Source organism: Pseudomonas sp. 2957 (genome assembly GCF_031456345.1).
GTDB classification, from domain to species: domain Bacteria; phylum Pseudomonadota; class Gammaproteobacteria; order Pseudomonadales; family Pseudomonadaceae; genus Aquipseudomonas; species Aquipseudomonas siliginis.
On the sequence record NZ_JAVDUL010000002.1, the window covers coordinates 1,091,775 to 1,103,827 of the forward strand.

The 12,053-nt window shown below is 58.8% G+C and carries 9 protein-coding genes and 1 rRNA gene; 4 read left to right on the top strand and 6 right to left on the bottom strand.

The features are described 5' to 3' along the window. Positions 1–109: 109 nt before the first annotated feature. Positions 110–1,252, bottom strand: coding sequence for a 4-phosphoerythronate dehydrogenase PdxB (gene pdxB / locus J2Y39_RS10390; RefSeq protein ID WP_310217298.1), 1,143 nt, complete (start codon positions 1,250–1,252; stop codon positions 110–112). Positions 1,253–1,412: 160 nt separating this feature from the next. Here pdxB and J2Y39_RS10395 point away from each other — a divergent pair, with 160 nt between their 5' ends. Beyond that, on the top strand, positions 1,413–2,822 hold the full coding sequence (locus tag J2Y39_RS10395; protein ID WP_038862250.1) for an MATE family efflux transporter: 1,410 nt from the start codon (positions 1,413–1,415) through the stop codon (positions 2,820–2,822). 47 nt (positions 2,823–2,869) lie between these two features. Here J2Y39_RS10395 and tusA read toward each other — a convergent pair whose 3' ends face one another. Together tusA and rlmM are read right to left on the bottom strand one after the other, a co-directional pair. After that, positions 2,870–3,118, bottom strand: a complete 249-nt coding sequence (gene tusA / locus J2Y39_RS10400) for a sulfurtransferase TusA (protein WP_310217303.1) — start codon at positions 3,116–3,118, stop codon at positions 2,870–2,872. 144 nt (positions 3,119–3,262) lie between these two features. Next, positions 3,263–4,336, bottom strand: coding sequence for a 23S rRNA (cytidine(2498)-2'-O)-methyltransferase RlmM (gene rlmM, locus J2Y39_RS10405; protein ID WP_016775504.1), 1,074 nt, complete (start codon positions 4,334–4,336; stop codon positions 3,263–3,265). 222 nt (positions 4,337–4,558) lie between these two features. Between rlmM and acnA the strand changes: the two genes are divergently transcribed. Continuing rightward, a complete protein-coding gene (gene acnA, locus J2Y39_RS10410) occupies positions 4,559–7,300 on the top strand; it encodes an aconitate hydratase AcnA (RefSeq protein ID WP_016775505.1) in 2,742 nt (913 codons plus the stop codon). A 314-nt stretch (positions 7,301–7,614) separates the two neighbouring features. On the opposite strand, the gene J2Y39_RS10415 is transcribed toward acnA, so the two are convergent. Beyond that, on the bottom strand, positions 7,615–8,103 hold the full coding sequence (locus J2Y39_RS10415; protein ID WP_016775506.1) for an SRPBCC family protein: 489 nt from the start codon (positions 8,101–8,103) through the stop codon (positions 7,615–7,617). Positions 8,104–8,279: 176 nt separating this feature from the next. Here J2Y39_RS10415 and J2Y39_RS10420 point away from each other — a divergent pair, with 176 nt between their 5' ends. Both J2Y39_RS10420 and J2Y39_RS10425 read left to right on the top strand, forming a co-directional pair. Further along, the gene (locus J2Y39_RS10420; RefSeq protein WP_095182350.1) at positions 8,280–9,194 is read left to right on the top strand and encodes an ADP-ribosylglycohydrolase family protein; all 915 of its coding nucleotides are present in this window, start codon (positions 8,280–8,282) and stop codon (positions 9,192–9,194) included. 40 nt (positions 9,195–9,234) lie between these two features. Beyond that, a complete protein-coding gene (locus tag J2Y39_RS10425) occupies positions 9,235–9,639 on the top strand; it encodes a lysozyme inhibitor LprI family protein (protein WP_041477366.1) in 405 nt (134 codons plus the stop codon). A 44-nt stretch (positions 9,640–9,683) separates the two neighbouring features. Here the strand turns inward: J2Y39_RS10425 and mrdA are convergent, their stop codons facing one another. Together mrdA and rrf are read right to left on the bottom strand one after the other, a co-directional pair. Then, entirely contained in the window at positions 9,684–11,576 is a 1,893-nt protein-coding gene (gene mrdA, locus J2Y39_RS10430) for a penicillin-binding protein 2 (protein ID WP_310217311.1), read from the bottom strand. Positions 11,577–11,767: 191 nt separating this feature from the next. Then, positions 11,768–11,883, bottom strand: a 5S ribosomal RNA gene (gene rrf / locus J2Y39_RS10435). Between the last annotated feature and the right edge of the window lie 170 nt (positions 11,884–12,053).

Below are 12,053 nucleotides of genomic sequence, written 5' to 3' on the forward strand. Positions count from 1 at the left end.
CGGGATTGGTGGTGTGGCTTTCGCGAGCAAGCTCGCTCCCACCTTTAACTTTGCTGCACTGTAGATCCCCTGTGGGAGCGAGCCTGCTCGCGAAAAGGCCAGCGCTGATTCAGACAGCCACCGCCCCCAGCGCCTCAACAATCTGCCGCAACCCCGGCGCATCACCTTCAATTCGCACCTTCAGCCCTTCAATCTCGCGGCGCACCGGATATTGCTTGCGCAACGCGTCAAACGCCGAGCGCTGCTCAGCGACATTTCCCACCAGGCTGCGGCGGAAATCCGCATCATCGCGGCGCGGGTCATACACGCCCCGGCACAACATCGCCAGCGCCCACGCCGGATCGCTGTCACCGTGCAGGGAAACTTCCGACAACCAGGTTGCTGGCAGCAGATCGCTGAGCTGGATAGCTGCAGGTTGGCCGCTGAAAGCGCAGTAGGCCTGATAAATCTGCGCGGTCCCGCGTTGCTTGCCATCGAGGCTGTAACCGGCAATATGTGGCGTGGCCAATACGCAGAGTTCGGCCAGCGCAGGGTCGACTTCCGGCTCTTTTTCCCAGACGTCGAGCACCGCTTGCAGGTCCTCGCGCTCCAGCAGCACCTCACGCAGCGCTGCATTGTCCACTACAGGGCCGCGCGCCGCGTTGATCAACCATGCACCTTGCTTGAGTTGTTGCAGACGCTGTTGATCGAACAGATGCCAGGTCGCGTTGTTGCCGCTACGGGTCAATGGCGTATGCAGACTGATCACGTCGCACTGCTCGATGATCTGCTCGAGGCTGACATGATCGCCGCCCTCGGCAGCCTGACGTGGCGGATCGCAAACCTTGACGTTCCAGCCCAAGCCCTTGAGAACCTTGATCAAGCGCCCCCCCACTTCACCGGCGCCGACGACGCCGTAAGTACGCTGAGTCAGATCCGCGCCTTCGATTTCGGCCAGTGTCATCAGACTGCCCAGTACGTAGTCGACTACACCACGGGCATTGCAACCCGGCGCGCTCGACCAGCAGATCCCGGCCTCGTTGAAGTAATCGAGATCCAGATGATCGGTGCCGATGGTGCAGGTGCCGACAAAGCGCACCTTGCTGCCTTCGAGCAGCGCGCGATTGACGTTAGTCACCGAGCGCACCAGCAACACATCGGCCTGCTCAACCGTCGCGCGGTCAATGGAGCGGCCCGGCACTCGGCGGATGTCGCCGAAACCGGCAAAAAAAGCATCGAGCAGCGGGATATTTTCGTCGGCAACAATCAGCATGGCGGGCTCCTTGGGCGGATCGGCAGTTTAGGTGCTGACGCGTCGATCAGCCAGCAGGGTTTGCGCTTACAAATACGCAACAGAGGATATTTCCTGACCGAGGCGTCAGCGGCGTAGAATGCGCCGCTCTGCGCATCAATACTTTCTGGACGCTTTGCCTGTGAACCCTGTAACTGACCAACCTGTCGCCGTCTCGCTGAGCCGCCCTGCGCGGATTCGCCTGGAGTTGAAAAACCTGCTCGCCCTGGCCCTGCCGATCATCATCGCGCAACTGGCGACCACGGCCATGGGCTTCGTCGATGCGGTGATGGCCGGGCGCGTCGGCCCCAAGGACCTGGCGGCGGTGGCGCTGGGCAACTCGATCTGGGTTCCGGTGTTTCTATTGATGACCGGCACCCTGCTGGCCACCACACCAAAAGTCGCGCAGCGTTTCGGCGCCGGCAAGCACAGCGAAATCGGCCCGATCGTGCGTCAGGCGTTGTGGCTGGCATTGGTAGTCGGATTGATCGCCACCTCGATGCTGGTCGCCGCCGAACCGGTGCTGCATCTGATGAAAGTCGATCCCGAGCTGATCGGCCCGTGCATGCAATATCTGCACGGCATCGCCAGCGGCTTGCCGGCGGTGGCCTTCTATCACGTGCTGCGCTGCACCAGCGACGGCATCGGCCGCACCCGCCCGGCCATGGTGCTGGGCCTCTGTGGTCTGGCATTGAACATCCCGCTGAACTATATCTTCATTTATGGCCACTTCGGCGTGCCGGCCATGGGCGGCGTCGGCTGCGGCTGGGCCACGGCGATCGTGATGTGGGTGATGGCGCTGGGCCTGGCCGGGTATGAACGCTGGGCACCGGCCTATCGCTCTAGCGAATTGTTCAGCCGCTTCGACTGGCCGCAGTGGGCGGTGATCAAACGTCTGCTGTCGATTGGTTTGCCGATCGGCATCGCGGTGTTTGCCGAGTCGAGCATTTTTGCCGTGATCGCCCTGCTGATCGGCAGCCTCGGCGCGACGGTGGTGGCCGGGCATCAGATCGCGCTGAACGTCAGCTCGCTGGTGTTCATGATTCCCTATTCGCTGGGCATGGCGGTCACCGTGCGTGTAGGCCAGGCGCTGGGCCGCGAGGAACCGCGAGAGGCACGTTTTGCCGCTGGAGTCGGCATGGGCACGGCGCTGGCCTACGCCTGCCTGTCGGCGAGCCTGATGCTGGCGCTGCGCGAGCCGATTGCGGCGATCTATACCGCTGATCCAACAGTGATTCACATTGCGGCGATGCTGATTGTCTACTCGGCGCTGTTCCAGTTTTCCGACGCAATCCAGGTGACTGCCGCCGGCGCGCTGCGTGGCTATCAGGATACTAGGGTGACGATGATCCTGACTCTGTTCGCCTACTGGGGGATTGGTTTGCCGGTCGGTTATGCGCTGGGCCTGACCGATTGGCTCGGTGAGCCACGTGGGCCGAGCGGCTTGTGGCAGGGTTTGATCGTCGGCCTGAGCTGCGCGGCGCTGATGCTGTCGATCCGGCTGACACGCAGCGCGCGCAAGCGGATTCGAATCAGTCGTTCGGCGGGTTGATCACCCATAAAAAAGACCTGCATTTGCAGGTCTTTTTTTGCCCAGAATCAGGACTTCTTACGAATCCAGTACAGATAGCTGCCGGCCTCTTCGTGCTGGCTGACCAGCTCGTGGTCAAGAAACACGCAGAACTTGGGGATATCGCGCTTGGTCGAGGGATCGGTGGCGATCACCTTGAGCAGGCCGCCGGGCACCAGATCGCGGATGTGCTGGTGCAACATCATCACCGGTTCCGGGCAATTGAGGCCGGTGGCGTCGAGGGTGCCGTCGACCGGGGTATCGATCATTTCACTCATGGTTCACTCCAGAAACTGGCCGGCATTGTCGCGCATTGCTTGGGATATCGTCCAACCCATGTGGGAGCGAGCCTGCTCGCGAAGGCAATCCGTCAGCCCCACCGCTTTCGCGAGCAGGCTCGCTCCCACAGGTTCAGTGTTGTGTCAGCGCGATTTGGGTTTTCTGGTGTCGTGCCGGCGCAGATGACAAGTCACTTCCTCGCGGTCGTGATACAACTGCTTGCAGCCGATATCAACCTTGATCCCACGTGCCTTGAATCCATCGGCAATGCGCTCAAGCAGACGTTTCACTTCGGCATAACGCTGCTTCATCGGCAGCTTCAGGTTGACTACTGCTTCGCGGCAATGTCCTTCGCCGATCCACTCTTCCAGCATTGCCGCGTTGCGCGCAGGTTTCTCGACAATGTCGCAAACCATCCAGTCCACCGGCTGCTTCGGCTTGAAGGTAAAACCGTCCGCCATCAGATGCTGGACCAGTCCGGTTTCCATCAGGCTTTCAGCCATCGGGCCGTTGTCGATCGCCGTCACCAGCATGCCCCGGTTGACCAGTTGCCAGGTCCAGCCGCCCGGCGCGGCGCCAAGGTCAACGCCGGTCATGTCGCTGTGCAGGCGATCTTCCCACTGATCACGTGGAATGAAGTGGTGCCACGCCTCCTCCAGCTTCAAGGTCGAACGGCTGGGCGCCTCGCGAGGAAACTTCAGGCGTGGAATTCCCATCGGCCACATCGCCGAGTTGCCGGCATCGGCCATGCCAAGAAACACCTCGCGTCCGCTTTTGAAGGTCAGCAACAAACGCGGCTTGCTGGCGTCGTCTATCAGTTTGCCAGCGGCGGTCAGCGCCTTGCGCAGCGGTCCTTCGAACTTTTTGCAGAAATTCGACAGTTCCTTGCCGTCATTGGTATCGACCACTTCCAGCCACAGACTGCCAAACACCGGAAAATCGGCCATGTGCGCGAGAATCACACTGATCCGGTCGTTTTCCGGCAGATCGATGAAAAAGCCGCGCGCCCACTGCCGCGGGAAGATCAATTCGGCGAAACGTTGACCGCGCATCAGGCGTTCAGCGCCGTCCGCTTCAGTGCAGACAAACTCGGCGCAGGCCGTGGCGGTTTTGGCTTTGGCGTAACCGGCGACATTGAGACGGGCGGCGAGATCGGAAATCTCCGAACAGACTTCGCCTTCGAAGCCGGGCCGGCAATGCATGAATAGGGTGTTCATTCTTACTCCTGGGCAGCGGTCGATCATTCGGCCGCTGCGCGATGCTCAAGCCTTGCGTTGCCGCAATGCCTGTCACGAAAACCGGCGCATGATAGCTGAAGTCGGAACCTTGGTTGCGCCGATAGAGTCCAGTTATTAGCCAGCTACTCAAAACAGGGCTAGGTTTAATGCTCTGCCCGTCCCCTCAGTCCGTAGCCGTGCGGACTCAAAGGAGTGATCGTAATGCCGTCCCTCGATAGTCTGAAGTCACTGAAAACCCTACAAATCGACGCCACGACCTACCACTATTTCAGCCTGCCGGAAGCCGCCAAAAGCCTGGGCGATCTCGACAAGCTGCCGATGTCATTGAAGGTCCTGCTGGAAAATCTGCTGCGCTGGGAAGACGAAAAAACTGTCACCGGCGCTGACCTCAAGGCCATCGCCGCCTGGCTTAAGGAGCGCCGCTCCGATCGCGAAATCCAGTACCGCCCTGCCCGCGTATTGATGCAGGATTTTACCGGTGTGCCCGCCGTGGTCGACCTCGCCGCCATGCGTGCGGCGATGGCCAAGGCCGGCGGTGATCCGCAGCGGATCAATCCGTTGTCGCCGGTGGATCTGGTGATCGACCACTCGGTGATGGTCGACAAGTTTGCCAGCGCCAGTGCGTTTGAACAGAACGTCGACATCGAAATGCAACGCAACGGCGAGCGCTATGCCTTCCTGCGCTGGGGCCAGAGTGCGTTCGATAACTTCAGCGTGGTCCCGCCGGGCACCGGCATCTGCCACCAGGTCAACCTTGAATATCTCGGCCGCACCGTTTGGACCAAAGACGAGGATGGCCGCACCTACGCCTTCCCCGACACCTTGGTCGGCACCGACTCCCACACCACCATGATCAACGGTCTCGGCGTACTCGGCTGGGGCGTTGGCGGGATCGAAGCGGAAGCGGCGATGCTCGGGCAACCGGTGTCGATGCTGATCCCGGAAGTGATCGGCTTCAAACTCACCGGCAAGCTCAAGGAAGGCATCACCGCGACCGATCTGGTGCTGACCGTGACGCAGATGCTGCGCAAGAAAGGCGTGGTTGGCAAATTCGTCGAATTCTATGGCGACGGTCTCGCCGACCTGCCACTGGCCGACCGCGCGACCATCGCCAATATGGCCCCGGAATACGGCGCGACATGCGGCTTCTTCCCGGTCGACGATGTCACGCTGGAATACCTGCGCTTGTCCGGCCGGCCGCCGGAAGTGGTGAAGCTGGTCGAGGCCTACACCAAGGCTCAAGGCCTGTGGCGTTTGCCGGGCCAGGAGCCGGTGTTCACCGACAGCCTGGCCTTGGACATGGGCAGCGTCGAGGCAAGCCTGGCCGGACCGAAACGTCCGCAGGATCGCGTCTCGCTGCCGAACGTCGCGCAGGCCTTCAGTGATTTCATCGACCTGCAATTCAAACCGACCAGCAAGGAAGAAGGACGCCTGGAAAGCGAGGGCGGTGGCGGCGTGGCGGTGGGCAACGCCGATCTGGTCGGCGAAGCGGACTACGAATACGAGGGCAAGACCTATCGCCTGAAAAACGGTGCCGTGGTCATCGCCGCGATCACTTCCTGCACCAACACTTCCAACCCGAGCGTGATGATGGCGGCCGGGTTGCTGGCGAAGAAAGCTGTAGAGAAAGGCCTGACGCGCAAACCTTGGGTGAAGAGTTCATTGGCGCCGGGTTCGAAAGTCGTCACCGATTATTACAAGGCTGCCGGACTGACACATTACCTTGATCAGCTCGGGTTTTCGTTGGTCGGCTACGGTTGCACCACCTGCATCGGCAACTCCGGGCCACTGCCGGAGCCGATCGAGAAAGCCATTCAGAAAGCCGATCTGACCGTCGCATCAGTCCTGTCCGGCAACCGCAATTTCGAAGGCCGTGTGCACCCACTGGTGAAAACCAACTGGCTGGCCTCGCCTCCTCTGGTCGTCGCGTACGCTTTGGCTGGCAGTGTGCGCACCGATATCAGCAGCGAACCGCTGGGCGAGGATCAGCAGGGCAATCCGGTGTACCTGCGAGATATCTGGCCGAGCAGTCGGGAAATCGCTGAAGCGGTGAATCAGGTCAATACGGCGATGTTCCACAAGGAATACGCCGAAGTGTTTGCCGGTGATGAGCAATGGCAGGCCATCGAGGTGCCGCAAGCGGCGACTTACGTGTGGCAGGACGATTCGACCTACATTCAGCATCCACCTTTCTTCGACGACATTTCCGGCCCTCTGCCGGAAGTCAAAGACGTCAAAGGCGCGCGGGTCTTGGCCTTGCTCGGCGATTCAGTGACCACCGACCACATCTCCCCCGCCGGCAACATCAAGATCGACAGCCCGGCCGGGCGTTATCTGCAGGAAAAAGGCGTCGAACCGCGCGACTTCAACTCCTACGGTTCCCGTCGCGGCAATCATGAAGTGATGATGCGCGGCACGTTTGCCAACATCCGCATTCGCAACGAGATGCTTGGGGGCGAGGAAGGCGGGAACACCATTTACATTCCCACCGGGGAAAAAATGGCGATCTATGACGCAGCGATGAAATATCAGGCTTCGGGGACGCCGTTGGTGGTGATTGCCGGTCAGGAGTACGGCACCGGGTCGAGCCGTGACTGGGCGGCGAAAGGCACCAATCTGCTGGGCGTCAAAGCGGTGATTGCGGAGAGCTTCGAACGCATTCACCGCTCGAATCTGGTCGGCATGGGTGTGCTGCCGTTGCAGTTCAAGCTTGATCAGAATCGCAAGAGTCTCAATCTGACCGGCAAAGAGACGTTCGAGATTCTGGGATTGACCGGCGTCGAGCTGAGGCCGCGGATGAACCTGCCGCTGGTTATCACTCGGGAGGATGGGCGTCAGGAGAGAATCGAAGTCTTGTGCCGCATTGATACGCTGAATGAGGTCGAGTACTTCAAATCCGGGGGGATCCTGCATTATGTGTTGCGGCAGTTGATTGCTTCGTGACGGGATGACATTCGCGCAGGCTGTGATCTTTTTGACCTGGCTTTTAAAAGCAGGATCAAAAGATCGCAGCCTTCGGCGGCTCCTACATTCAGGCGAAAAAAAACCCGCCGAAGCGGGTTTTTCCCAAGACCATTATCGACTCCCTGTCGGCAGCGATCCTTGCGATGGTCGATCGTCCATGATCCTGAAACACTCCCTGTGTCTCAGTTGATGTGTGTAGATTACCCAGTGGATCCAATCAGCAATAGTCGTAAAAGCTACCAATGCGTGTAAGACATTCGCCATACAAACACTGCCGAAAACCCTTAGACCTGTCAGGCACCGCCGCTTTCACGAGCCCTGGCGCTTTCGGCGAGAAACTGTTCAAGCCTGCTCAACTGCTCCTCCCAGCCGCGACTGTCCATGTAATACGCCTCTTTCTGACGGATATCAGGGATGTGCGCGAAGCCGGACTCCGAGACCTTGAGTAGAGTGCCGTCCTCGAAGTCCTGCAATTCGAACTTGACCAGCGTGGTCGGCTCTTGCGAGTAGTCGATCTTCGGGTTGACCGCATACGGGTGCCAGCGGAAAGAAAACAACTGCTGCGGCTCGACCCGCTCGATCAGCACATTCCACAATACGTGTTCATAACCGGGGTACGTGACCTGGCCCTGCGTCCACTCACCGGCAATGAAGCGCCGGCCCTCAAGTGCCACGCCAAACCACTGACCGAACGCCTCTGCATCGACCAATGCGCGCCAGACATGGGAACGCGACGCCTTGAGCGTGATCTTGCGTTCGAAACTGTTAGGTACTGGTTTCATACGTCACCTCCTGTTCTGAACACTAGGCTTGTATGACCACATGTCCAATGCGAAGTTGTATCCAGGCGCTGCAGGCATCGATCCGAGCAGACACATCCTGCGGTAGTTTCCGCTCTGTGATCGGCGCCGCTTGACCTGTTATCTTTCCAGCGAATCCGCAGAAACAAGGACGAATCATGCAGCCCTCTCTTGCCGATCGGTATCGCGGCGCCCTCCTCGGCCTGGCTTGCGGCGATGCGGTCGGCACAACAGTTGAGTTCCAGCCGCGAGGATCATTCCAGCCGCTGAGCGACATGGTCGGCGGTGGCCCGTTCCAGCTCAAGCCAGGGCAATGGACCGATGACACCTCAATGGCACTCTGCCTGGCCGAGAGCCTGCTGCGCAAAAACGGTTTCGACGCGGCTGATCAGATGGGCCGCTATCTCAATTGGTGGAAATGGGGATATCTGAGCTCCACCGGTGAATGTTTCGACATCGGCATGACCGTGAGCCAGGCGCTGCAACAGTATCAGCGAAGCGGAGAGCCTTTTGCCGGCTCGACTGACCCGTTGACAGCTGGCAACGGGTCGCTGATGCGGTTGGCGCCCATCGTGCTGTTCTATTTCCCCGATAATCGCCAAATACAGGCCTTTGCTGCCGACAGTTCGCGCACAACCCATGCGGCGCCGGAGGCAATCGAGTGCTGCCAATTGCTGGCTGATCTGATTGCACGAGCGCTTGAGGGTGCGGAGAAAACACAGCTTCGCCGGGCGCCACTGCTCAAGCTTTCCCAGCCCAAGGTGGTTGCGATTGCTCAGGGTGAGTACCTTCACAAAGCGGAAACTGAAATAAAAGGCAGTGGTTATAGCGTCCAATCGCTGGAAGCCGCTTTGTGGTGCTTTCACCATACGCAGACATTCGCCGAAGCGGTGTTGAAAGCAGCCAATCTCGGTGATGATGCGGATACAACGGCTGCTATCGTGGGTCAGTTGGCAGGTGCTTACTACAGCGCTCGGGCGATCCCCGAGCACTGGCTGGAGCGGCTGCATGAAGGCGAAGAAATCACCGCCACTGCGGATCGCTTGCTTGAGGCCTCCCGGCTACGTACATAACACTCGATACACTCTTTCCACTCGATACAGCGAGAACCTTATGTCAGTGCGTCTGCTTCTGGCCTCTGCGCCCTTTTTGTTTGCCCCTTTCGCCCATGCCGCCGTTGATTGTGCCAACGCCAGCGATCAGGCGACGATGAATCAATGCGCGGGGCAAGCCTTCAAAGCGGCAGACAAGGAACTGAATACGCTCTATCAGCAGATCACCGGACGCCTGAAGGACAACCCGGACGGAAAGAAGCTGCTGGTCAATGCGCAGCGGGCGTGGGTCAGCTTTCGGGATGCCGAGTGCAAGTTTTCGGCTTCTGGGGTGGCAGGCGGGAGTGTTTATCCATTGGTTTACAGTAGTTGTCTTACAGCCGTAACCAAGGCCAGAGTAGAAACCCTCAAGCAGTATTTGAAATGTGAGGAAGGTGATATGAGCTGCCCGGTACCGGGTGCGTAATCACAGGCTCCGCTTACGGAGCCTGTGCTGTGAACCGTTACGCCTCAGACGTGAGGATCGCCCGGCGCTTTGCTCGGCGCAGCGTATTGAGGTTTAAGGTGACCATCCTGATCGAGTAACCAGGCGTCCATGATCTGCCGCACTACTGGACCGGCAACACGACCACCCGCCTCGCCGTTCTCGATCATTACCGAGATGGCGATCTTCGGATGCTCGGCCGGTGCGAATCCTACAAACAGGGCGTTATCACGGTGGCGCTCCAGGGTTTTCTCGCGGTTGTAGCGCTCCCCTTGCTTGATCGCTACCACTTGCGCCGTGCCACTCTTGCCGGCGATGCGGTATTGCGCACCCGCAGCGGCCGCACGGGCAATACCTCGAGCATCGTGCATGACCATCTGCATACCGTGATTGACCTGCTCCCAATCGCGCGGGTCCTTGAGCAGGATATTGGGCATTGGATGTTCGTCGACCGGCGCTACACCGTCGACCGACTTGGCCAAGTGCGGCCTATTCCATATCCCCTTATTGGCGATCAGGGCAGTGGCCTGGGCCAATTGCAGCGGTGTGACCTGCATGTATCCCTGGCCGATGCCGAGAATAACCGTCTCGCCGGGATACCAGGCCTGTCGCCGTGTAGCGCGTTTCCACGCCTGCGACGGCATCAGACCGGGGGACTCTTCAAACATGTCCAGCGAGACTTTTTCACCAAGGCCGAACATCGCCATGTAGTCGTGCAGACGATCGATGCCAAGCTTGTGCGCCAAGTCGTAGAAGTAGGTGTCGTTGGAACGCATGATCGCCGCGTCCATGTCCACCCAACCATCACCGCTGTGGTTCCAGTTGCGATACTTGTGATCGAAGTCCGGTAGTTGGTAATAGCCGGGATCGAATACGCGGGTCTGCGGAGTTACGACGCCTGCGTCCAGCCCTGCGATGGCGACTTCCGGTTTGATCGTCGAGCCTGGGGCGTACAGGCCACGCAATACGCGGTTGAACAATGGCCGATCGATGGAATCCCGCAGCGCTGAATATTCCTTCGAACTGATCCCGGTGACGAACAGATTCGGATCGAAGCTCGGATTGCTGACCATCGCCAGCACTTCTCCGGTGGACGGGTCGAGAGCTACCACTGAACCACGACGGTCTCCCAAAGCAGCTTCGGCGGCTTCCTGCAGTTTGACGTCAAGACTAAGGCCGATGTTTTTACCTGGAACCGGATCCGTGTGCTTGAGCACCCGCAGCACGCGGCCTTGAGCATTGGTCTCGACTTCTTCGTAACCGACATGGCCGTGCAACTGCGCCTCATAAAAACGCTCGATACCGGTTTTACCAATGGACTGCGTACCTCGGTATTCCACGGAGTCGAGGGTTTTAGCTTCCTTTTCATTGATCCGACCGACATAACCGATTGAATGAGCGAAATGTGCGCCGAGAGGATAGTGCCGGACAAACTGCGGTTCGACATCAATGCCCGGCAAGCGAAATTCGTTCACCGCCAGGACGGCGATCTGCTCTTCCGTCAGCTCATAAAACAGTGTGACCGGTGTAAATGGATGCCGGGATTGCTTCATCGCCTTGTCGAATACCGTGCGGTCTTCAGCAGGCAAGTGCAGCAAGTTGATGACTTCGTCCAATTCTTGATTGACGTCGGTTGCACGCTCACGGGTGATGGTCAGGTTGTAGCTGGGACGGTTGTCGGCGAGTAATACGCCGTTGCGGTCGTAGATCAATCCCCGCGTCGGCGGTATCGGCAGGACATGGACACGGTTGTTTTCGGAGATGGTCGAGTGGTAATCGAATTCCACGACCTGGAGAATGTACAGCCGCACCACCAAAGCGCAGCTGATGGCGAACACGAACAGAGCACAGGCAATCAAGCGTTTGTTGACCAGCCTCGTCTCTTTTTCATGGTCCTTGATCGGGATTGGTTCAGGCATTTCTACAGCAACTCTTAGACGTAAATGAGTGCCGATCCGTGGGCAGGACATCAGTCCGTTAAAAAACGAGCTGCACCATACCAAAACTCGCCATCCACTTCAGGATGAATTTCCCCGGTGGCAGGCTAAAAACTTTCTCGCAGGCAAAACAAAACCCCAACTGCTTTCGCAATTGGGGTTTCGGAATTTAATCTTGACGATGACCTACTCTCACATGGGGAAACCCCACACTACCATCGGCGATGCATCGTTTCACTGCTGAGTTCGGGATGGGATCAGGTGGTTCCAACGCTCTATGGTCGTCAAGAAATTCGTGGACTGACTCGTGACCAGACGGCCTCGCTTCAGCAAATTGGGTATGTGACAGCTGGTGTTTGTGAACTTCGAACTTTCGGTTCGTTTCGTCTTCACACACCGCAATCTGGTGCCTTTTCAGGTCAGCAAATTGCTTGGGTGTTATATGGTCAAGCCTCACGG